Source organism: Streptococcus sp. FSL E2-3494, from assembly GCF_038007085.1.
Lineage (GTDB): Bacteria > Bacillota > Bacilli > Lactobacillales > Streptococcaceae > Streptococcus > Streptococcus thermophilus.
The window spans coordinates 273,350-294,924 of the sequence record NZ_JBBOWN010000001.1 but is presented as its reverse complement, the minus strand read 5'-3'; the positions used below and the strand labels follow the sequence as shown (position 1 = coordinate 294,924).

Here is a 21,575-nt window from a genome sequence, read left to right as displayed (position 1 = left end):
CTCCTTATAGTGTTGCCAAAAAGGCAGTGATTTCTTCTTTGGTTTTACGAGCTTTATTGACCAAACGACCCAATTCCTGACCATTCTGAGTCACGACAAAACTTGGGATACCAAAAATATTCCACGTTTGTGCTAAAGCCATATAATCATCACGGTTAACACGCACAAAGGTCATATCTGGATGGCTGGCTTCAATTTCAGGCATAACGGGGTAGATGAACTGGCAGTCCGGACACCAATCGGCAGTAAAAAAGAAGACCACTTTTTGATCACTATCAACATAGCTCGCCAGTTCTTCAAGATTCTTAGGAATAATCATGCTTGTTCCTCCTCATAGGTCAGCTTGTCCTCTGCATAAACAAAGCTATAGACACGTCCATCCTCTAAGACGATACCTCCTGTGAGCCCAGGATTTTCTTTATCCGTAGGATTCGTATAAAGAACTGCGATGGGGCCAAGATGTGATAATTCTTGTCTAATATCTTGGATTAATGCAGCTTTCTTCATTTCTACGCGTGACTGTCTATACTTCTCTGTCATTGCCAAGAGACCTAAAGCTCCTACGCCTCCAGCAAACAAGGCCAATGTTTTACGTTTCATAAGAAACATTTTACCATAATTTTAGAGGAATGGGGAGAGGCTACCTATCTCTTGAGAATCGTGCTAAAATAGTAGCAAGTACTACTCAAGGAGGATTTTATGACTACCCTATTTAACAAAATTAAAGAAGTAACCGAACTCAAGGCAGCTGCGGGCTTTGAGACACCTGTACGTGACTACCTTCGTAAAACTATCACACCGCTCGTAGACGAGGTGCAAACAGATGGTCTTGGTGGTATTTTCGGTATCAAGCATAGTCAAACGGAAAATGCCCCTAAGGTGCTCGTGGCTGCCCACATGGATGAAGTTGGGTTTATGATTAAAGAAATCAAGTCAGACGGGACTTTCCGTGTAGTAGAGCTTGGGGGTTGGAACCCACTAGTTGTCAGTTCTCAACGCTTTACCCTACACACTCGTGACGGCCGTATCTATCCTGTCATCTCAGGTTCAGTCCCACCTCATTTCTTGCGTGGCAGCAGTGGGACTTCAAGTCTTCCTGGTGTCTCTGATATCGTCTTTGATGCTGGTTTTGCCAACCAAGAAGAAGCTAATACCTACGGTGTTTTCCCGGGTGAGGTCATTATTCCTGAATCAGAAACGATTCTAACAGCTAATCAAAAAAATGTGATCTCTAAAGCTTGGGACAACCGTTATGGTGTTCTCATGATTCGTGAACTCTTGGAAAATGTTAAAGATCAAGAACTCAATAATACTCTAATTGCTGGTGCCAACGTTCAAGAAGAAGTTGGTTTACGTGGTGCCCATGTTTCTACCACTAAATTTGATCCTGAAATTTTCTTTGCAGTGGACTGCTCCCCTGCAGGTGACATCTATGGTAATCAAGGTAAGGTAGGTGATGGTACCCTTATTCGTTTCTTCGATCCAGGTCACATCATGTTGCCAAATATGAAGGATTTCCTTTTAACTACTGCTGAAGAAGCTGGTATCAAATACCAATACTACTGCGCTGCAGGGGGGACAGATGCTGGTGCCGCTCACTTGCAAAATTCTGGAGTACCATCAACAACTATTGGTGTTTGTGCCCGTTACATTCACTCGCACCAAACCCTATATGCTATGGATGACTTCCTAGAAGCACAAGCCTTTTTACAAGCTATTGTTAAGAAGTTGGATCGCTCAACAGTAGATTTGATTAAGAACTACTAAGATAAGGAGTAACCCATGATTATCGGTTTTATCGGTGTCGGAAAAATGGCAACAGCTATTATCAACGGCCTAAATAAAAGCTCACATCGTATCATTATTTCAGGGTCTTCTTTGGCTCGTTCGCGCCAAATTGCAGAGGAACTAGAGGTTGAAGCTGCTGCTTCCCATCAAGAATTAGTAGAAAATGCTGATCTGATCATCCTTGGTATTAAACCTCAAATGTTTGATAAGGTGCTAACTGACCTCAACTTCCATCAACCTATCATGAGTTTGGCTGCTGGAGTGACCTTGGAACGCCTAGCTTCACTCACAAGTGCAGACCTACCTCTTATTCGTATCATGCCTAACCTTAATGCTCAAATTCTTAAGAGCACGACTGGCCTTTGTACCAATGATAAGGTATCTGAGGACCTTTTGGTAATTGCCAAGGAAATCACAGATAGTTTTGGAACTACTGTTGAATTGGCTGAGAAGGACTTCGATACCTTTACTGCTCTAGCTGGCTCTAGTCCGGCCTATATCGCCCTCTTTATCGAGGCTCTGGCTAAGGCTGGCGTCAAAAATGGCCTAAGTAAGCAAGTTGCTCTGACCATTGCCACACAGACAGTTCTAGCTACTGCTGAAAATCTCAGTCTAGGTAGCGATAGTCCACATGATCTTATTGACAAGGTATGTAGCCCTGGTGGGACCACTATCGCAGGTCTCATGGACCTTGAGCGTACAGGTCTCACCCATAGTGTGGCTTCAAGTATTGATACAACCATTGCCAAAGCCAAAAAATTATAGTAAAAATAAAGCTCGGAAAATTCCGAGCTTTATTTGATATAGGGCGCTAACAATTGCAAAAGTAACATCATTGAAACCGCAATACTATTGTTAATCATATGGGCCATGATACAGTACTCTAACTTTTGAAACTTACGATATACTGTCCCAAGGGTAAACCCCATACCTGCATATATAATCCAGACACCTATACTATTAGGCATATGAACAAGGCCAAAGAGTAAGCTACTCAAAATCAAGCCAACAATAGAATCTGGATTAAAGACTCGTCCTATGAGGAGCCCTCTAAAAATCAACTCTTCCACAATCGGTGCCATAATCACTGTAACTGTTATGAGAACAAAGGGATTCATATGGGCATTTTCTATGATTTCCTGATTGGTGCTATTACTAACACCTTCCCACATCATGACCATTGCACCAATCCTAGTAACAATGTAAATACCTAGGTAGGTCAAGCCAATCATCCCCCATGCTTTTAAGGAAGACAGTGTCTTGAACCCCTCAAGAAGACCCATGCGTTTTCCTAAGAAAAGAGCTCCTGCACTAATGAGTAGCATAACCAAAATTAGGAGACTCACTGCCCTCACGTCTTTAACACGAACAAATATGGTTGGAGCTTGTTCAATACACAAAATTAGGAAAGCCAGTAAAAAATAAAGAAAACGTTTTAAAATGGACTCTTTGTTCATAGTAAGCTACCTCTTTTTATATTTTGTACTTTTATTATAATACAAATCTACTATTTTGACAAGACACCATGAAAATAGAGGTATAATTCAGGAATCTTATCTTATTTTAGATAGAATCAGACGAATAAGAGCAAATCCCAGAACCAAGCCATAGAGCAAGATAGATAGGACTGTAACATAGGGCAACTGAATATTAGCAAAGGCATATAGGGCAATCAAAGCAAAGATAAGCAAAAACTCCAGAACCAGTGTTGCAACTGCTGTCACCTGCAAAATCTGTTTATTTCGCTCATCGTAGGCAGCAATGTACATCTGATGAAGACGTTTCGAATGCCTAAGCGCTGCAAAATAATAAATCGACAGGGCATAACTCCCAATGGTAACTCCCATTACTAATCCTAACGCATAATCACTAAGACTGTTAGAGCGAACAATAAATAATCCCAAAATACCCAAAGAAAAGAAAGAACATGCTACTCGAGCTATGTATTTTTTATACTCTGATTCTGTTTTTTTCTTTCCTAACGTTTTTAATAACATATCTAGATACTCCCTTCATTATCCTTTAAAAGAGCAATATAAAATTTTTCAATGATAACTTTAAACATTCACCTTAAACAAAAAGGCTAAGTAGGACACTTATACTGTTGTTTAAGATATGGACACCCATACTGTACTCGATACGCTCAGTCTTATAATATGTTATGGCAAGACCAGCTGACATAATACCATAGATGACAATTGTCTGAGGCGTAGATGCTGAATGCCCAGCCATAAAGAGAAGACTGGAAATACCAAGACCCATCTTAAAGTATTTTCCAAAAAGCACCTTGGCTAAGAGTCCCCTAAAAATGATTTCTTCCATAATAGGAATGATAAAACCTACTACTGCAAACTGAAGATAGGTTGGTACGTGAATAAACATCTTATTTAAAGCATCTTGATTTTCCATAGCTGCATTATGTGTTAACTGACCAACAAAATACCCTAGAAGATCACCTAGGAAAAAGATGACGAGGATTAAGAGAAGCAATCGCAACGAGACGTCTCCAATTAATCTCTTTAAGCAATAAGAGTTTAAATCCATAAGCAATCACGATAAAAATAGCCAAACTCCCTAATGCCCAAACACCGTAACCTATTTGCTCCACAAGTGAAAACTTACCATCCTGAGTAAGTAGCGGGAAAGCATCTAATAGTGTTAAATCTAAGATTAGTAGAGTGAGCGCTAAAAAAATAACGCCAATTTTCTTCATTACTTGTTTAAACATATCTTTACTCCTTAATCTTCTTCAAAAATAAAGACTTCTTCAATAGTCTTTCCAAAATACCTAGCAATTTTAAAAGCTAGTTCCAACGACGCATTATAGCGCCCTTTTTCGAGTGAAATGATGGTCTGCCTCGTGACTCCCATCTCATCTGCTAATTCTGCCTGACTAATCTTATTAGCCTTGCGAAGTTCCCGAATCTTTGTTTCCATATGAAACCTCAACTCTATCGTTTCTTCTCAAATATTTCGGCTCTTTTCCTTTTTTGTAAAATTTGCTTTACATTTATAGTATAGTTTACTTTACATATTTTGTAAACTCTTTTTTACATTTTTTGCGAAATTTTCTTTAGCTTTTCAATGACCACACACAGAAATAGTTGAATGATTCTTTCAAAGCATTCAAAAAAGCTGGCCAATTGCTCAGCCAACTTTTCTGGTCTTATCAAATTTTTGATAACTTATTTAGTTTTAAGGCGCTCAACATCACGCGCAATCACCAATTCTTCATCCGTTGGAATAACAAACACTTTAACAGCTGAATCTGCTGTTGTAATATCGCCAACATGTCCGAAAAAATTCTTTTCAGGATCCACTTCAATACCAAACCAAGTGAGACCATCCAAAACTGAAGCGCGAACATCCGCAGAATTTTCACCGATACCCGCTGTAAAGACGATAGCATCCGCTCCATTCATGACACCAAAGTATTGAGCGATGTATTTACGCAAACGATCCACATAAAGATCATAGGCCAACGTACATTTTTCATCACCAGCCTCTTTACCAGCAATGATATCACGCATATCGCTTGATTTTTCAGAAATACCAAGAAGACCTGATTCCTTGTTAAAGACATGACGTATACGTTCAGCATCGGCCATGTCAGGCTCACGGTCAATAATGAATGGAATAATCGCAGGGTCGAGATCCCCAGTACGTGTTCCCATCATAACTCCGCCAAGTGGTGTCAATCCCATTGAAGTATCTACCGATTTACCACCATCAACGGCAGTAATTGAAACACCATTTCCCACATGGGCTGTGATAATCTTCGTTTCTTCAATAGGTTTTCCTAGTAGCTTAGCTGCTTCTTGAGAAACATATTGGTGGCTAGTTCCGTGTGCTCCGTATTTACGAACTTGATAGTCTGTATAATAACGGTTAGGAACTGGGTAACGGTAAGCCACTTCTGGCATAGATGTATGAAAAGCTGTATCAAAAACAGCAACGCTTGTAATATCTGGTAGAAGTTCCTTGAAGGCACGAATCCCTGAAGCTGCACCTGGATTGTGTAACGGTGCCAAGGCTGACAATTCTTCAATCTTAGCCAAGGCATATTCATCCACCAAGCTTGATTCTTTGAAATATTCTCCACCAGCAACCACACGGTGACCAACACCTGTAATTTCATCATAGCTCTTGATAATATCGAAACGAATCAAGTCATCAAGCAAGATTTTTACCGCTTGAACATGGTCAGCAATATCTAAGGTTTGCGATTCAGAACGGTCAGCAAATTTTACTGTTGAAACAGAATCTCTCAAGCCAATACGTTCAATCAAACCCTTAGCAAGAACAACTTCTTCTGGCATTTCATATAATTGCCATTTCAAGCTTGAACTTCCTGCATTGATTGCTATTGTTTTTGTCATAAGCACCTCTTTATAAAACGCTTTCAATAATACATACCTATTCTATCATGTTTTACTAGAAAATGGAATTATCTGATTTCCATTTTTGGAAATTCTCTGTAAAATCCTTGAGGACCCTTGGATTTTGCAAATCGCTAAGTGGGTAAACGAAGGTCTCAGGAGCATCTTTAGTTTGTTTTTTTAGCACAAAGATAGACTTCATGTTATGTTTATTGCCAAAAGCTGCTTCTGGAAGAGTAATAACAGCAATAATATCAGCATATCCTGATAACCACTTCTTAAGCAGATCACTTTGAGGGCTTGTCAAAAGATTGGTTGGTGCCAAAAAAATAGCAATACCGTCTTTCTTCAAATACTTAAGCGATTGCTCCATAAGAAGATGATGGGCATAAGTGTGTTCGCCAGTTGCTGCCACCTTGAAACGACTCGCAATCTCATCATTAGGGTAGTAACCTATAGGTAAATCGCTGATAATAACGTTGCTCTCTTTGAGAATATGTGGTCGAACAGCATCTTCTTGGATATAAACCGCTACTGAATTCACCACCTCAGCAATACTAGCTGACAAATCGATAAGAAGATCATCAACTTCCATCCCCATATAATTAAGGGTTTTCTGACTATTATTTAGAAGAGTTTCAGCCAAGTTTCCTGTTCCCGAACCAATCTCCAAGATATCTAATTGTTTTTCCTGGGTCAAACCTTCGAGCAAGTACAGAATGATAAATCCGATAGCATCTGGTGTAAATTGGTGATTGGCTTGTAAAGCTTCCAATTGCCCTAGTTTGATAAACAAAAACTGAAAAGCACGACGCCACTCCTCTTTACTTAGATTAAGCGCCCGTAATTTCTCGTTGTTTTTGATGATGAGCTCATTAGCAACCTCAGCCCCCAAATAATAGGAATTTTGCTCAATAAGTGCATCGTAAGCATGGGTTCCAAGATCATTTTCAATAGTTTGGACATTTTCTAACAACAGCTCAAAAGCTGTCTCAATTGCTTCAAAATTCATGATTTCCTCCGTTCCTCTATCATATCAAAAAGGAAAGAGAATTTCTATCTCTGCTCTTGTTTCTTCACATAACGATAGGTCTTGATTTGGCCTTTACTGGCAACTCTGACAATCACTTGCTTACCCTTAATCTCGTAAGTCGTAGTCCCCTGAGAAAAACTAAAAGCACCTGCTTTCTTATCCACCAAGGCCATAGTCATCTCTGCCATGAGACGGCTTTGACTGGCCACTATTTGCGCTTTGTTTTGTCTAGAGCTAGCTACCACCCGTTCCAGATAAACCTGAAGAAGGAGTGTAAAAATGCCAGCCATAAAAAGAGCGTAGAGAAGAACGCCTCCCCTAACCTGTTTTTTCAAAAGCATAAATAAAACTCCTTTGTAGTCCATTTTTAAGAGTCACTTGGATGGTAACTATCTGGTTCTTTTGACTTACCTTACTAGATTTGACATCGAAAAGCATTGGTTGATAGCCTCGACCATCAGCATTTGTTTTTCGAAAATCAGAGGCAATTGAAAGACCAAAAGCCAAGTCTTGATTATCCTGCTTGACATAGAGTTTGTTCCCCTCTACCTTGACCAACTGACATCCTTCTAATTCTCCCTCCATTTGTTGAACAAATAGAAGCCAGTCTTGGTTTTCTTGTTGTCTTACCTGCTTAACATTACTCACAAGTACAGTGGTTAACCCTTGATAAACTTGAACTGAGCCAGCAATGACCAACAAGGCCACTAGACATTCCAAGAGGGTAAAGGCACGCAGCTTACTGCTTAGATACATGAATAATCTCCTTTCCCGATTCATAAACCGTGATACCTTGCTGGCTACGTTTAACTGTCACCGCTATGCCATTCAGCGTTAACTGGTCTTGATTGGTCTGAACTGCCATTGTTGCCACACTCAAGACCTCTTGTTGATGGAGATTATCAGCCATTAGTCTGCGGTTGGTATTAATTTGTTCCAATATCAGACTGCTGACAAGTACTAAAACAGCCATAGCTACCAGGCTTTCAATAAGAATATAACCTCTAAGAGATCGTCTTTTTATATTTACCACTGCCCATGTTAAGCAGATAGGTCACCACCTCCTTATCACTTGAAAAACGAATTTTCGTGAGGCTAGAGTTGCCTCCTTTAGCATCAAACACTAGCGTCTGCCCCTTATCCAGATGAATACTTTTAGGAATAAGCAGACTAGACCTTCCATTACTAACCTTATTCTTAGTTAACTGCAATTCAACATTAGATCCTTCCGATGATGCCAAGCGCTGACTATCTCGATATAGGTACTCAAAACGCAGATAAAAAAGATTAATCTCGACCTGCTGAAAAATACCTGTGACTGAGCCTGCCAAACTCAGAGTGAGAAAGACAACCACTGCTAGCGTCATCAGGCTCTCCAACAAGGTGAAAGCTCTAATTGGCCACTGAGCGGCTTTCACCATCATGTTTCGCATAGTAATCATTGTATGAATCTGCCTGTTTTTGCGTAATTTGACCTTCTGAAACAAGAGCTGCCAAGCTAGCTGTCTTGTTATTCTTCATTTCATAAAGTTCTGCCTGAGAATCCACGACCTTGACTACAGCCGCATTTCCAGTTTCCTTAACGGAATCCTTCTGCTTGCTTAAATTAGGAATAAAGAGCAAAAGGAGAATACTGATAATGAGAAGTACGACTAGCATTTCAATCAGAGTAAAGGCTCGTAATTTAACGGCATTCAATTTTTTTAACATCAATTTCATGACATCATTCCTTCCATATTTTGATACATTGGTAATAGCATGGCTACATAGATCATTACAATCACAACTGCAACAATAACAAAAATGAGGGGTTGCACAAAGGTTGTTGCCTTATTAAGACGGTTAAAGAAGTTTTGCCAAACCTCCTCGGCATAAACTTCCAACTCATAGCCCAACCTCGCATTGGCCTCCCCATAAGCAATAATTAGTGAGAGCTCCTTAGTAAAAAACGGATAACTGGCAATACGTTCAGGAAAACTCTGTCCCAGCATCAGGGCTTCTTCCAAATCGGCTCCCAGCTCACGGAAGAGTTTAGACTTTTGCTCTTGCATAAGAGCCACCAAATCTAGCAAATCAACGCCTTGACCTACTAAATTTCCCCATTCCCTAGCATAATAGGCGGTCGTGTAAAGCCTTACTGTCTGACCAATAAAAGGGATTTTGGCCATTCGCCTATAAAAAACAAGGGCTGACTGTCGTTTCACCCATAGATAGAGAATTAAACCCAACACAAGGAGTCCACACAAACTCACAAAAAAAAGCTGGGGAAAAATTTGAACCAACTGTACAGCCCAATTATTCTTACCATCACCCTCTAAGAGTTGGGGTAGAAGATAATTTTTAAGTCCTAGCATAATCAGAATCAGAAAACCCAGAAGTAGTATGGGATAAGTCGCCACCTCCATGAGTTTCTTGCGAACCTTTGTCATACGAAGCATATAGGTTTCAATCTTTGTTAGACTCCCTAGAAGATTACCGTGCTTGTCAGCAAGAGAAATCTGAGTAACAATATTGTCCGAAAACCCCACTAACGCTAACATCTGATCCAACCTATCACCGCGTATTAAACTCTCTTTCATAAGAGACAAGGATGTTTCTTTCAGCAAGTGACTTCGCTCCAAAAAGGCTACGATTTCAGTTAAGGTAAAACCGGCCTTTAAAAGTTGTTTGAAGAGCTGGATAACCTTAACTTGCTGACTAATCTTTAATTTTTTCCCCTTGGATATCCCTCTCAGTGAGACATCCTTGTTTAACCAAACCTTCCAACTGCTGATTCCAGTTGGTCGACGAATGGTTTTGGAAATTTTCTCTGGCAAAATCAATCACACCTCCCCCCTTGATCAAACGCATGTAGGCAATGCCTTGTAGAGCATTATCCAACTCAGACTTATCTACGCCAAGGTCCAAGAGACGTTCGTAAACGCCAGCAATACTCTTAGCATGAATAGTTGAAAGAACAGTTACACCTGTTAGACTAGCTCTAATAACTGCCCGGGCAGTCTCCTTATCCCGAATCTCCCCAATAATCAAAACATCTGGACGGTGACGTAGAGATAGCTTAATCAAACTATCATAGGTCATATCAATCACCTGATTAACCTGGAGTTGCAAGACATTATCCTGTTTGATTTCAACAGGATCCTCAATCGAAATTACCTGCTGCCCCTTAAAACGCTCCTGAACCAACTCATGCATAAGTGTGGTCTTCCCAGAACCTACGGGACCCGCAAAGAGATACAGTCCTCTATAATCCAAGGCATCCTTAATAGGCTGGATTCCTTGATTCCAATACACTAATTCTCGACGTTCGGAATGTAGGATACGGATAACCAAGCTCTCCAAACCTCGATAGTCTCCAACAGTTGATAAACGCAGAGAAACCAAGTGACCGTCACCACAATCATAGTCACATGCACCCAGTTGACTCCTACGCTTCTCACCCACCATCATTCCCGCCACAAATTTAAAGTGACCAATAAGACTAGCCATGAAATCAGGCCGATATACATCAATCAATCTCCTCTCTTGCCCGACTCGCATATAGAGCTCATAATTATCCTGACGTGGAATGACATAGATGTCTTGAGCCCCACAACTATCAGCATTTTTGATCATTTCCTTAGCAAATTCTGTTACCATAAGGACCTCCTCATAAACCTATTCGTAAAAAGTTTAAGAAAATGAAAAGAAGCCCGAAAAAATTCGAGCTTCTGCATTGTTTAACGTTTTATTCTACAATGTGCATGATTTGGAAGGTCATTTTGCTTTTCATATCCCGGACGGTGTTTTTCCTCAGGAATTTCCTGCCAATCATATAAAAGTGCAATCGATCGATAGACCTGCAAGTATTCGTCACACTCCTCACACCAGTGTTTATCCTCTTGGTCCCAAAAAGCAGTCATGACACTACTACGGCTGATGTAACTTGGCAAGATTTCTTCCATGGCAAACCAAAGTTTTTTATAGTACTTGAGGGCATCGTAAAAATTTTCAAATTCCTTAGTACTTATGATATCCTCCTGCCAACCTTCCAAGAACCACCACGGTTCCATATCCCCTTTCATTTCAACTACTTGGTACATTTTTCTTTCTCACTTCATCTTTGGTGTCCTTATTATACAAAATTTTCTGGAAAAGATAAAAATTATGGTCTTATGTTTCACATATAGCAAGAATAGAAGCGTTTTTGATGATATAAATACAAAAAGAACCCACATTTGTGAGTTCTTTTGTTTTAGTCTTAGTCTTCAGATGATTCCACAATTGCTTCATCAACAGCAATGTTTTCAATAACTTCAACTTCGTTAACTGCAAGTGGTTCAATGTTACGGTAGCGAGCCATACCTGTACCAGCAGGGATAATCTTACCAATGATAACATTTTCTTTAAGACCAATAAGATGATCTTTCTTACCACGGATAGCTGCATCTGTAAGCACACGTGTCGTTTCTTGGAAGGAAGCCGCTGATAAGAATGAATTTGTTTCAAGTGAGGCTTTAGTAATACCAAGAAGGATTGGACGAGATGTTGCAGGAACACCACCAGAGATAACAATATCCTTGTTAGCATCTGTGAAGTCAGAAATGTCCATAAGTGTACCTGGAAGGAGATCTGTATCACCTGGATCCATAACACGTACTTTACGAAGCATTTGACGAACCATTACTTCGACGTGTTTGTCACCGATTTCTACCCCTTGGCTACGGTAAACTTTTTGCACTTCTGCAAGAAGATAAGTTTCAACTGACAAGGTATCACGTACTTCAAGGAGACGTTTCGGTTGGATTGACCCTTCTGTCAAGGCCTCACCACGGTGTACTTCGTCACCAACTTCTACTTTCATACGAGCTGTAAATGGAACGACATATTCACCCATTCCAGTCTTACCTTGAACGAAGACTTTCTTAGTACGTGTCGCAGCATCTTCTTCGATTTCGATAACAGTACCCTTTACTTCAGTGATAACCGCTTCCCCTTTAGGGTTACGTGCTTCAAAGATTTCCTGGATACGTGGAAGACCCTGTGTGATATCGGTGTTTGAGGCTACCCCACCGGTGTGGAAGGTACGCATGGTAAGCTGTGTACCTGGTTCCCCGATAGATTGGGCAGCGATAGTACCAACTGCTTCACCAACTTCAACCGCATCACCTGTTGCCAAGTTGATACCGTAACAGTGACGACAGACACCGTGACGAGTGTTACATGTAAAGACTGAACGGATAGTTACTTCTTCAACACCAGCATTGACAATAGCTGCAGCCATATCTTCAGTAATCAAAGTATCTGGACCAACGATAACTTCGCCAGTTTCAGGATGTTTAACAGATTTCTTAGTGTAACGACCAAAAAGACGTTCTTCAAGAGTTTCTGTTACTTCTTTACCATCAGTAATGGCACGAATAACAAGACCACGGTCAGTTCCACAATCGTCTTCACGAATGATAACGTCTTGGGCAACGTCAACCAAACGACGAGTAAGGTAACCAGAGTCGGCAGTCTTAAGGGCTGTATCGGTCATACCTTTACGCGCACCGTGAGTAGAGAAGAACATTTCCAAAACGCTCAAACCTTCACGGAAGTTTGAAAGGATAGGCAATTCCATGATACGTCCGTTAGGAGCAGCCATCAAACCACGCATACCGGCAAGTTGAGAGAAGTTAGAGATGTTACCACGAGCTCCTGAGTCCATCATCATAACGATTGGATTCTTAGGATCTTGTGTCTCAATCAGACGTTTTTCAAGTGCTTCTTTCGCTTCACGCCATGTTGTTGTAACAGCAACATAACGGTCATCTTCTGTCATCAAACCACGACGGAAAGCTTTGTTAATTTCTTCAACACGGTGGTGAGCAGCATCGATAATTTCTTGTTTGTTATCGATAACTGGGATATCGTCGATACCCACTGTCAATCCAGCAAGTGTTGAGTAGTAGTAACCAAGGTCTTTCAAACGGTCAAGGAAAGCTGATGTTTCAGTTGTACGAAGACGTTTGAAAATTTCAGCAATGATGTTACCAAGATGTTTCTTCTTGAATGGCGCATTAATTTTCAAACTATCGATAACTGTTTGGATATCTTGGCCCGGTTCAAGGAAGTATTTATCTGGTGTACTATCTGTCAAGTTCTCATTTGTTGTTTCTTGAAGATATGGAATTTCTGATGGAATGATTGAGTTGAAGAGAATCTTACCAACAGTTGTTACTAAGATTTTGTGAAGTTGGTTTTCTTTCCAAGGTTTATCAGGCATGCTATCGACTGCAATACCTACACGGCTATGCAAGTGAACATAACCATTATGATAAGCCATAACTGCCTCATCAATATCCTTGAAGATCATACCTTCACCTTCACGGCCTTCATCTTCCATTGTCAAGTAATAGTTACCAAGAACCATATCCTGAGATGGTGTTACGACTGGTTTACCGTCTTTAGGGTTAAGGATGTGTTCTGCCGCAAGAAGGAGCAAACGTGCTTCAGCTTGAGCTTCTTCAGACAATGGAACGTGGATGGCCATTTGGTCACCGTCAAAGTCGGCATTGTAGGCCTCACATACCAATGGGTGAAGACGAAGAGCCTTACCATCAATCAAGACGGGTTCAAAGGCCTGGATACCCAAACGGTGGAGGGTAGGTGCGCGGTTAAGAAGCACTGGGTGTTCCTTGATAACATCTTCAAGAATATCCCAAATACGTTCATCACCACGCTCAACCATACGTTTAGCAGCTTTCACGTTACCTGCGTATTCACGCGCAACGATTTCACGCATAACAAATGGTTTGAAAAGTTCGATGGCCATCAAACGGGGCACACCACATTGATACATTTTAAGTGTTGGACCAACGGCAATAACGGAACGGCCAGAGAAGTCGACACGTTTACCAAGCAAGTTTTGACGGAAACGACCTTGTTTACCTTTAAGCATGTGGCTCAAAGATTTAAGTGGACGACTACCTGGTCCAGTAATTGGACGACCACGACGTCCATTATCAATAAGAGCGTCTACCGCTTCTTGCAACATACGTTTTTCGTTTTGCACGATGATACCTGGAGCACCCAACTCAAGCAAACGAGCCAAACGGTTGTTACGGTTGATAACACGACGGTAGAGGTCGTTCAAGTCAGATGCTGCAAAACGTCCACCGTCCAATTGAACCATCGGACGAAGATCTGGTGGCAATACTGGCAATATGTTAAGCACCATCCATTCTGGTTTATTACCAGACTTGTAAAAGGCATCAAGAACGTCCAAACGACGAACTGCTTTAAAACGTTTTTGACCAGTTGCTGTCTTCAACTCTTCTTTGAGTTCAGCAATTTCGGCTTCCAAATCTACTTGTTTCAAGAGATCTTGGATAGCTTCTGCACCCATTTTAGCGACAAATGAACCATGTCCATACTCTTGCAATTTTTCACGATATTCACGTTCAGTCAAGAGAGATTTTGGCTCAAGCGGTGTTTCCTTTGGATCGATAACCACGTAAGCTGCGAAGTAAATAACTTCTTCAAGTGCACGAGGACTCATATCCAAAGTCAATCCCATACGAGAAGGGATTCCCTTGAAGTACCAGATATGTGATACTGGTGCTTTCAACTCGATGTGACCCATACGTTCGCGACGAACCTTAGCACGTGTTACTTCAACACCACAGCGGTCACAAACGATCCCTTTATAACGGATACGTTTGTATTTCCCACACGCACATTCCCAGTCTTTAGTAGGGCCAAAGATCACTTCGTCGAACAGACCTTCACGTTCTGGTTTGAACGTACGGTAGTTGATTGTTTCAGGTTTCTTAACCTCACCATAAGACCATGAACGGACCTTAGTTGGTGAAGCTAGTGTAATTTGCATACTTTTAAATCGATTTACGTCAACCACTAGTATTACCTTTCTTTTGTTCTATTGACAATAGCAGCGCTATTTTCACCTTTATCAGCTACCTTAGCAGAGAGATTTAACTCCCTCTCTAAAGCTTATTTTATTCTGTTTTATCTAAAGCTTCTTCTTTAGCTTTTTCTAATTCAGCAGCTTCTTTGGCTTGTTGTACACGTGCTTTTTCAAGATCATCAACGTGCATGACGTCATCATCTTCACCTTCATCAAGATCACGCAATTCAACTTCATAGTCATCCTCATCAAGAACACGCATATCAAGACCAAGTGATTGCAATTCTTTAACGAGTACTCGGAATGATTCTGGTACACCTGGTTTTGGAATAGGTTTTCCTTTAGTGATAGCTTCATAGGCTTTCAAACGTCCGTTAACGTCATCTGACTTGTAAGTCAAGATTTCTTGAAGAATGTTTGAAGCACCATAAGCTTCAAGAGCCCAAACCTCCATCTCACCGAAACGTTGTCCACCAAATTGTGCTTTACCACCAAGAGGTTGTTGGGTAACGAGTGAGTAAGGACCTACCGAACGAGCGTGAAGTTTATCATCTACCATGTGGTGAAGTTTGATCATGTACATGACACCAACTGACACACGGTTATCAAATGGTTCTCCTGTACGTCCATCGTAAAGGATTGTCTTAGCATCACTATCCATACCAGCTTCACGAACAGTATCCCAGAGATCTTCTGAGCTTGCCCCATCAAAGACTGGTGTTGCGATGTAGATACCCAAGTTACGAGCAGCCATACCAAGGTGAAGTTCCATAACCTGACCAATGTTCATACGTGATGGCACCCCAAGAGGGTTCAACATGATGTCAACTGGTGTACCGTCTGGAAGGTAAGGCATGTCTTCAACAGGAACAATACGAGAAACAACCCCTTTGTTACCGTGACGACCAGCCATCTTATCTCCGACCTTGATTTTACGTTTTTGAGCGATGTAAACACGAACAAGCATGTTAACACCTGATTGCAATTCATCACCGTTTGCACGTGTAAAGATTTTAACATCACGAACGACACCATCACCACCATGAGGTACACGGAGTGATGTATCACGCACTTCACGAGATTTATCACCAAAGATAGCATGGAGAAGACGTTCTTCAGCAGAAAGGTCTTTTTCACCCTTAGGTGTTACCTTACCAACAAGAATATCACCCTCTTTAACCTCAGCACCGATACGGATAATACCCATTTCGTCAAGGTCTTTAAGGGCTTCTTCACTAACGTTTGGCAATTCACGTGTGATTTCTTCAGGTCCAAGCTTTGTATCACGTGTTTCTGATTCGAATTCTTCCAAGTGAACAGATGTATAAACATCGTCTTTCACTAGGCGTTCACTCATGATAACAGCATCCTCGAAGTTATAACCTTCCCATGTCATGTATGCGACAATAGGGTTTTGACCGAGTGCCATTTCTCCACCTTCCATAGATGGACCATCAGCGATAAAATCTCCTTTTTCGACAATATCACCAACCTTAACCAAAGTACGTTGGTTATACGCAGTACCTGAGTTTGAACGACGGAATTTTTGAATAGTATAGACGTCAAGAGAACCATCTTCACGACGAACTTCAACCTTATCGGCATCAGAATAAACAACTTTACCATCATGTTTAGCGATAACTGCAGCACCTGAATCGTGGGCAGCTTGATATTCCATACCAGTACCAACAAATGGTGCTTTTGGATCAATCAATGGCACAGCTTGACGTTGCATGTTGGCACCCATGAGGGCACGGTTAGAGTCATCGTTTTCCAAGAAAGGAATACATGCTGTCGCAACGGCAACTACCTGTTTAGGAGAAACATCCACGAAATCTACAAGGTGTGATGGGTACTCTTGGTTAACACCTTGGTGACGACCCATGACAATTTCTTCTGCAAATGTTCCATCTTCGTTCAATTTAGAGTTAGCCTGAGCAACTATGTACTCATCTTCTTCGTCGGCAGTCAACCAAACCACTTCGTTTGTTACTTTACCAGTTGCACGGTCAACCTTACGATATGGTGTTTGAATGAAACCGTACTTGTTAAGACGTCCGTATGTAGACAAGTTATTGATCAAACCAATGTTAGGTCCTTCAGGTGTTTCAATTGGACACATACGACCGTAGTGCGTGTAATGCACGTCACGAACTTCATATCCGGCACGGTCACGTGTCAAACCACCAGGTCCCAAGGCTGACAAACGACGTTTGTGTGACAACTCTGACAATGGGTTGTGCTGGTCCATGAACTGTGACAACTGTGAAGAACCGAAGAATTCTTTAACAGCTGCAGTTACAGGACGAATATTGATGATTTGTTGTGGTGTCAAGGCTTCATTATCTTGAACTGACATACGTTCACGCACGTTTCGTTCCATACGAGCCAAACCAATACGGAATTGGTTAGCAAGCAATTCACCAACGGCACGGATACGACGGTTACCAAGGTGGTCGATATCATCTACTTTACCGATACCTTCAGCAAGGTTGAGGAAGTAGCTCATTTCAGCCAAGATATCCGCTGTTGTCAAAGCATGAACTTTATCATCTGGATTGGCATTACCAACAATTGTAACCACACGATCTGGATCATTTGGTGCAACGACCTTGAATTTTTGAAGAACAACAGGTTCTGTAACCACTGCATAATCGTTTGGTGTGTATACAAATTTGTTCAAATCACCGTCCAAGTGTTCTGCGATTGAATCAATCACATCACGTGTCATTTCAGTCCCAGCTTCAACAAGGATTTCACCTGTTTCAGGATCTACCAAGTTTTCAGCAATTGTTTGTCCCAAAAGACGCGTCTTGATGTTAAGTTTTTTGTTAAGTTTGTAACGACCAACAGCAGCCAAGTCGTAACGACGTGGGTCAAAGAAACGAGCTACAAGCAAGCTACGTGAGCTGTCAGCAGTTTTTGGTTCACCTGGACGAAGTCTTTCATAAATTTCTTTAAGCGCTTCATCAGTACGTGAATCTGCTGGATTTTTGTGGATATCTTTTTCAATAGTGTTACGAACCAACTCGCTATCACCAAAGATATCAACAATTTCGTCATCACCTGAGAATCCAAGTGCACGCACAAGCGTTGTGAATGGAATCTTACGCGTACGGTCGATACGAGTGTAGGCGATGTCTTTTGAATCAGTTTCAAGCTCAAGCCATGCCCCACGGTTAGGAATAACTGTTGATCCGTAACCCACTTTACCGTTTTTATCGACCTTATCGTTAAAGTAAACACCAGGTGAGCGCACCAACTGAGAAACGATAATACGTTCACCACCATTGATGATAAAAGTACCCATCTCAGTCATAATTGGGAAATCTCCGAAGAAGACTTCCTGAGTTTTGATTTCACCAGTTTCTTTGTTAATAAGACGGAAAGTCACAAAGATTGGTGCTGAGTATGATGCATCATGGATACGAGCTTCTTCAAGTGTATACTTAGGTTCCTTCAATTCATAACCAACAAATTCCAATTCCATGGTGTCTGTGAAGTTTGAAATAGGAAGTACATCCTCAAAAACCTCTTTAAGACCAGTATCTAAGAATTCTTTGAATGAATCCGTTTGGATTTCAATCAAGTTTGGTAAATCAAGAACTTCTTTGATTCTTGAAAAACTACGACGGGTACGATGCTTCCCGTATTGAACGTCATGTCCTGTCAAGTCTTCTACTCCTTTTCTACATTCGAGACCTGCTTTGCAAGTCGTGCACTTTAAATATTTGTCTCCTGCCTTTTTTGGTTGCTTGTCCCGATAACAAGTGATTAGATATTAACATCGACTTATCGGATTAACGATAAGCGATAACTTTAATATGTGAATTTTTAGAACTTTTAAATATTCATTACAAAATCCAAAAACCCTAAAAATAAGCACAAAAATAGCAGCTAAATCTGACCGAAAAAACGTTGATTTAACTGCTGTATCTCTTGATTGGACAATATTTCAATCAAATAAGACGACAAATAGTTGTCTATATTGTACCTAAATTTTAACTATTTTGCAAGTATTATTTGAGACAGCCTAATGTTCTCCAAGAATACTAGACCAAGCTTTTTGGTAGTCACTATCCGTTCCACCAATGGCAAACTTGTAGATTGTATCGCCAGGTCCATTTTTAGCCCAATAACTATCAACCATTTCACCACTTACGGAGACATTACGGCCATTGACCGATACCGTTGCTGGCTTAAGGCCTGTCGACTTGAGCACACTTGCCTTAATGGCGCTTGAATCTATATTAAACTTATCTCCCGTTTTGAAAATACCTGGATTAGCATTATAGATGGCTGAAGTCAAACGAGCCATATATTGGGCATTGTAAGTGTAACCCGTTTTAGAATTGGTAGGTGCATTGTCATCATAACCAGCCCAACCCCCAAGGGTAATGCCAGGCGTCGACACAACCAACCAAGCATCAGCAAAGTTATCAGTCGTCCCTGTTTTACCCATCCAGTCAGCTGAGGCCGCTGCACCATTGACATTTTTCAACTCCGAATAAAATTGGGTTGTCGCTCCCTTAACCACAACTTCTTTAAGTAAGTTATCCATAATGCTAGCCGTAGCCCTTGTAAAGACCTGAACCCCTTTAGATTTATGTTGATAAATAACCTCACCAGTGCTATCAGTAATACTATCAATCATATAACCTTTTTCATAAACACCGCCATTTGAAAGCATTTGATAGGCGTTTACCTGCTGAGCAACAGTAGTTTCAATCCCACCACCAAGGGGCAGACTCTCAATATTGTAGTTAGCAATCTTATAACCCATCTTGGTCATATAGCCCTCAACGTCAACATCATGATGTTGAAGCATTTGATAGGTCCAAAAGGCAGGAATATTCCACGACATATTAAGCGCCTCTTGCAAATTCATCATGGCCGTTCCCTTATCGCCATCATGAAGAATCGGTGTCCCACCTGTAAAATTAGTTGGATAATTTGAAAGGATACTTGAGCTACCCATTAAACCTTGGTCAATGGCAATTCCATAAGCAATAATAGGCTTAATAGAAGATCCAGGAGAACGAGCAGTATCAAAGGCATGGTTATTCTGGTTATTCTCATAATTACGACCACCAACAAATCCTAAAATCGCTCCAGTCGCATTGTCCATGAGTACATTTCCAACTTCGACCCCGTTATTTCCACCCTGATCAAGTAGATCTCCATATTGGTTCGCAGTATCTTGCATCGCATGGTAGACAGCATTGTCAATTGTTGTCTTAACATGATAACCACCTGTTTGTAGCTCTCGGAGAGCCATCTCACGGTAGGCTTCCTTTGTCTTATCATTTTTCAAATCTTGACTTGATACCTTGTCACGCTTCACCAAATAATCATACATGATATCTTGAGCTTCAGACATGACTGAATAGTACAAATAGTCATGACTGACAGCATCTGGATTCTCACCAGCCTTGAAATCTTTAGTAACGTCATAACTCTTATAACTTTCGTATTGTGACTTATCTAGGTAACCGCCTCGATAGAGATTGTAGAGCACATCTTTCTGACGTGCCAAGCCATAGGAAAGATCTTTTTCATTTTTTAGTTGACCATCCGCAGTATAGGGTGAATAGACAATCGGGCTCTGTGGTAAACCTGCCAGATAAGCTGCCTGAGGAACTGTCAAATCTGCAGCAGAGACCCCAAAGATCCCTTGTGCAGCCTCTTCGATACCAGCAATATTTTTCCCCTTGTTGTTACGACCAAAAGGAGAAACATTCAGATAATCAGTTAAAATTTCATTTTTCGAAGCATGACGTTCCAGTTGTAGTGCATAGATAATCTCTGCCGCTTTACGTTTAAATGTTGGAGTATCTCCTGTAACCTGTTGTTTTATCAACTGCTGTGTTAGGGTTGAACCACCACTAGAGGAACCTACCCCCAAGACTGAAGATACCAAGGCTCTAAAGACAGCTTTTGGTACAACCCCCTTATGCTTATTGAAATTTTCATCCTCAGTAGCAATAATGGCATTTTTAACATTATTAGAAATTGCATCACTTTCAATAGGAGTTCTAAGCAGGTCCGTATCAATATCAGCAATCTTTTTAGAATCAGAATAACTCATCGAAGACACCAAACTAACCTCGCCAATCTGATTCAACAAGGTTTTATCCTTAATCAATGGAACAGACTGTATCTGACTGCCCAGATAACCCAAGCCAAGCCCAGCACCAAACAAGGTTAAGACGATAATGACCACATAAAAGAAATCAGACAAGAGCTTTAATGTCTTTAAAAAAACATCAGCCATGTCTAAGACTGTTACTCTGTCTTCAGGCGACTTCTCCGCTTTCTTACGATTCCACTTAGATTTAATTCCAACCTTCCTTGCTTTCAAAGATTTATCTCTTTTTTTAAAATTGAGGCCGGCAAACTTTTCACGAAAAACCTTCCCTAACCGTCTAAAATAATTTATTATTTTTTCAAAATTCATAGAAATACCTCAAGGCCTATTATAGCAAAC

Annotated in this window: 22 protein-coding genes; 2 read left to right on the top strand and 20 right to left on the bottom strand. The window is 40.9% G+C overall.

The window, feature by feature from the left end; all coding sequences use genetic code 11:
- Nucleotides 1–4 precede the first annotated feature (4 nt).
- Nucleotides 5–319 (bottom strand): thioredoxin family protein, encoded by a 315-nt coding sequence (locus tag NST05_RS01590; RefSeq protein ID WP_002945230.1) that lies wholly within the window; start codon nucleotides 317–319, stop codon nucleotides 5–7.
- On the bottom strand, nucleotides 316–600 hold the full coding sequence (locus NST05_RS01585; protein ID WP_002952020.1) for a DUF4651 domain-containing protein: 285 nt from the start codon (nucleotides 598–600) through the stop codon (nucleotides 316–318). The genes NST05_RS01590 and NST05_RS01585 overlap by 4 nt, the downstream gene beginning before the upstream one ends.
- A 99-nt stretch (nucleotides 601–699) precedes the next feature.
- Between NST05_RS01585 and pepA the strand changes: the two genes are divergently transcribed.
- Both pepA and proC read left to right on the top strand, forming a co-directional pair.
- Complete coding sequence (gene pepA / locus NST05_RS01580) at nucleotides 700–1,767, top strand: glutamyl aminopeptidase (RefSeq protein ID WP_084829134.1); 1,068 nt, start codon at nucleotides 700–702, stop codon at nucleotides 1,765–1,767.
- A 15-nt stretch (nucleotides 1,768–1,782) separates the two neighbouring features.
- Nucleotides 1,783–2,553: a pyrroline-5-carboxylate reductase gene (gene proC, locus NST05_RS01575; protein ID WP_082309149.1), complete on the top strand. Its 771-nt coding sequence runs from the start codon at nucleotides 1,783–1,785 to the stop codon at nucleotides 2,551–2,553.
- 29 nt (nucleotides 2,554–2,582) lie between these two features.
- On the opposite strand, the gene NST05_RS01570 is transcribed toward proC, so the two are convergent.
- The 18 genes from NST05_RS01570 to pbp1b all read right to left on the bottom strand — a co-directional run bounded on the left by NST05_RS01570 (nucleotide 2,583) and on the right by pbp1b (nucleotide 21,545).
- Complete coding sequence (locus NST05_RS01570; RefSeq protein ID WP_084826165.1) at nucleotides 2,583–3,245, bottom strand: type II CAAX endopeptidase family protein; 663 nt, start codon at nucleotides 3,243–3,245, stop codon at nucleotides 2,583–2,585.
- 96 nt (nucleotides 3,246–3,341) lie between these two features.
- Nucleotides 3,342–3,785, bottom strand: a complete 444-nt coding sequence (locus tag NST05_RS01565) for a hypothetical protein (RefSeq protein WP_041829335.1) — start codon at nucleotides 3,783–3,785, stop codon at nucleotides 3,342–3,344.
- A gap of 73 nt (nucleotides 3,786–3,858) precedes the next feature.
- Nucleotides 3,859–4,284 (bottom strand): CPBP family intramembrane glutamic endopeptidase, encoded by a 426-nt coding sequence (locus NST05_RS01560; RefSeq protein WP_082309151.1) that lies wholly within the window; start codon nucleotides 4,282–4,284, stop codon nucleotides 3,859–3,861.
- Nucleotides 4,241–4,516: a CAAX protease gene (locus NST05_RS01555; RefSeq protein WP_084826166.1), complete on the bottom strand. Its 276-nt coding sequence runs from the start codon at nucleotides 4,514–4,516 to the stop codon at nucleotides 4,241–4,243. The genes NST05_RS01560 and NST05_RS01555 overlap by 44 nt, the downstream gene beginning before the upstream one ends.
- Before the next feature lie 11 nt (nucleotides 4,517–4,527).
- Nucleotides 4,528–4,725, bottom strand: a complete 198-nt coding sequence (locus NST05_RS01550) for a helix-turn-helix transcriptional regulator (RefSeq protein WP_084826167.1) — start codon at nucleotides 4,723–4,725, stop codon at nucleotides 4,528–4,530.
- 248 nt (nucleotides 4,726–4,973) lie between these two features.
- Nucleotides 4,974–6,167 carry an acetate kinase gene (locus NST05_RS01545; RefSeq protein ID WP_084826168.1) on the bottom strand — a complete coding sequence of 398 codons (1,194 nt, stop codon included), beginning with the start codon at nucleotides 6,165–6,167 and terminating at the stop codon, nucleotides 4,974–4,976.
- Nucleotides 6,168–6,222: 55 nt separating this feature from the next.
- Nucleotides 6,223–7,179, bottom strand: a complete 957-nt coding sequence (locus NST05_RS01540; RefSeq protein WP_340742872.1) for a class I SAM-dependent methyltransferase — start codon at nucleotides 7,177–7,179, stop codon at nucleotides 6,223–6,225.
- A gap of 44 nt (nucleotides 7,180–7,223) precedes the next feature.
- On the bottom strand, nucleotides 7,224–7,541 hold the full coding sequence (gene comGG, locus NST05_RS01535; RefSeq protein ID WP_023909975.1) for a competence type IV pilus minor pilin ComGG: 318 nt from the start codon (nucleotides 7,539–7,541) through the stop codon (nucleotides 7,224–7,226).
- Nucleotides 7,519–7,956, bottom strand: a complete 438-nt coding sequence (gene comGF / locus NST05_RS01530) for a competence type IV pilus minor pilin ComGF (RefSeq protein ID WP_084829135.1) — start codon at nucleotides 7,954–7,956, stop codon at nucleotides 7,519–7,521. The genes comGG and comGF overlap by 23 nt, the downstream gene beginning before the upstream one ends.
- A complete protein-coding gene (comGE, locus tag NST05_RS01525; RefSeq protein ID WP_300976330.1) occupies nucleotides 7,940–8,233 on the bottom strand; it encodes a competence type IV pilus minor pilin ComGE in 294 nt (97 codons plus the stop codon). The genes comGF and comGE overlap by 17 nt, the downstream gene beginning before the upstream one ends.
- Nucleotides 8,205–8,633 carry a competence type IV pilus minor pilin ComGD gene (gene comGD / locus NST05_RS01520; RefSeq protein ID WP_340742981.1) on the bottom strand — a complete coding sequence of 143 codons (429 nt, stop codon included), beginning with the start codon at nucleotides 8,631–8,633 and terminating at the stop codon, nucleotides 8,205–8,207. The genes comGE and comGD overlap by 29 nt, the downstream gene beginning before the upstream one ends.
- Nucleotides 8,593–8,919, bottom strand: a complete 327-nt coding sequence (gene comGC, locus NST05_RS01515) for a competence type IV pilus major pilin ComGC (RefSeq protein WP_300976332.1) — start codon at nucleotides 8,917–8,919, stop codon at nucleotides 8,593–8,595. Before comGC ends, comGD begins: the two co-directional genes overlap by 41 nt.
- The gene (gene comGB, locus NST05_RS01510; protein WP_144239090.1) at nucleotides 8,916–10,016 is read right to left on the bottom strand and encodes a competence type IV pilus assembly protein ComGB; all 1,101 of its coding nucleotides are present in this window, start codon (nucleotides 10,014–10,016) and stop codon (nucleotides 8,916–8,918) included. Before comGB ends, comGC begins: the two co-directional genes overlap by 4 nt.
- Nucleotides 9,898–10,839, bottom strand: a complete 942-nt coding sequence (gene comGA, locus NST05_RS01505) for a competence type IV pilus ATPase ComGA (protein ID WP_014622005.1) — start codon at nucleotides 10,837–10,839, stop codon at nucleotides 9,898–9,900. Before comGA ends, comGB begins: the two co-directional genes overlap by 119 nt.
- Nucleotides 10,840–10,919: 80 nt before the next feature.
- Complete coding sequence (locus tag NST05_RS01500; RefSeq protein ID WP_023909982.1) at nucleotides 10,920–11,282, bottom strand: DUF1033 family protein; 363 nt, start codon at nucleotides 11,280–11,282, stop codon at nucleotides 10,920–10,922.
- Nucleotides 11,283–11,440: 158 nt separating this feature from the next.
- Nucleotides 11,441–15,079 (bottom strand): DNA-directed RNA polymerase subunit beta', encoded by a 3,639-nt coding sequence (gene rpoC / locus NST05_RS01495; RefSeq protein ID WP_300976333.1) that lies wholly within the window; start codon nucleotides 15,077–15,079, stop codon nucleotides 11,441–11,443.
- 100 nt (nucleotides 15,080–15,179) lie between these two features.
- A complete protein-coding gene (gene rpoB / locus NST05_RS01490) occupies nucleotides 15,180–18,761 on the bottom strand; it encodes a DNA-directed RNA polymerase subunit beta (RefSeq protein ID WP_084826172.1) in 3,582 nt (1,193 codons plus the stop codon).
- Nucleotides 18,762–19,121: 360 nt separating this feature from the next.
- Nucleotides 19,122–21,545, bottom strand: coding sequence for a penicillin-binding protein PBP1B (pbp1b, locus tag NST05_RS01485; RefSeq protein ID WP_084829138.1), 2,424 nt, complete (start codon nucleotides 21,543–21,545; stop codon nucleotides 19,122–19,124).
- Nucleotides 21,546–21,575 lie beyond the last annotated feature (30 nt).

Coding starts and splice junctions, on each gene's coding strand:
- NST05_RS01590 (WP_002945230.1), bottom strand. CDS start 319: ATGATTATTCCTAAGAATCTTGAAGAACTGGCGAGCTATGTTGATAGT.
- NST05_RS01585 (WP_002952020.1), bottom strand. CDS start 600: ATGAAACGTAAAACATTGGCCTTGTTTGCTGGAGGCGTAGGAGCTTTA.
- pepA (WP_084829134.1), top strand. CDS start 700: ATGACTACCCTATTTAACAAAATTAAAGAAGTAACCGAACTCAAGGCA.
- proC (WP_082309149.1), top strand. CDS start 1,783: ATGATTATCGGTTTTATCGGTGTCGGAAAAATGGCAACAGCTATTATC.
- NST05_RS01570 (WP_084826165.1), bottom strand. CDS start 3,245: ATGAACAAAGAGTCCATTTTAAAACGTTTTCTTTATTTTTTACTGGCT.
- NST05_RS01565 (WP_041829335.1), bottom strand. CDS start 3,785: ATGTTATTAAAAACGTTAGGAAAGAAAAAAACAGAATCAGAGTATAAA.
- NST05_RS01555 (WP_084826166.1), bottom strand. CDS start 4,516: ATGTTTAAACAAGTAATGAAGAAAATTGGCGTTATTTTTTTAGCGCTC.
- NST05_RS01550 (WP_084826167.1), bottom strand. CDS start 4,725: ATGGAAACAAAGATTCGGGAACTTCGCAAGGCTAATAAGATTAGTCAG.
- NST05_RS01545 (WP_084826168.1), bottom strand. CDS start 6,167: ATGACAAAAACAATAGCAATCAATGCAGGAAGTTCAAGCTTGAAATGG.
- NST05_RS01540 (WP_340742872.1), bottom strand. CDS start 7,179: ATGAATTTTGAAGCAATTGAGACAGCTTTTGAGCTGTTGTTAGAAAAT.
- comGG (WP_023909975.1), bottom strand. CDS start 7,541: ATGCTTTTGAAAAAACAGGTTAGGGGAGGCGTTCTTCTCTACGCTCTT.
- comGF (WP_084829135.1), bottom strand. CDS start 7,956: ATGTATCTAAGCAGTAAGCTGCGTGCCTTTACCCTCTTGGAATGTCTA.
- comGD (WP_340742981.1), bottom strand. CDS start 8,633: ATGCGAAACATGATGGTGAAAGCCGCTCAGTGGCCAATTAGAGCTTTC.
- comGC (WP_300976332.1), bottom strand. CDS start 8,919: ATGAAATTGATGTTAAAAAAATTGAATGCCGTTAAATTACGAGCCTTT.
- comGA (WP_014622005.1), bottom strand. CDS start 10,839: ATGGTAACAGAATTTGCTAAGGAAATGATCAAAAATGCTGATAGTTGT.
- NST05_RS01500 (WP_023909982.1), bottom strand. CDS start 11,282: ATGTACCAAGTAGTTGAAATGAAAGGGGATATGGAACCGTGGTGGTTC.
- pbp1b (WP_084829138.1), bottom strand. CDS start 21,545: ATGAATTTTGAAAAAATAATAAATTATTTTAGACGGTTAGGGAAGGTT.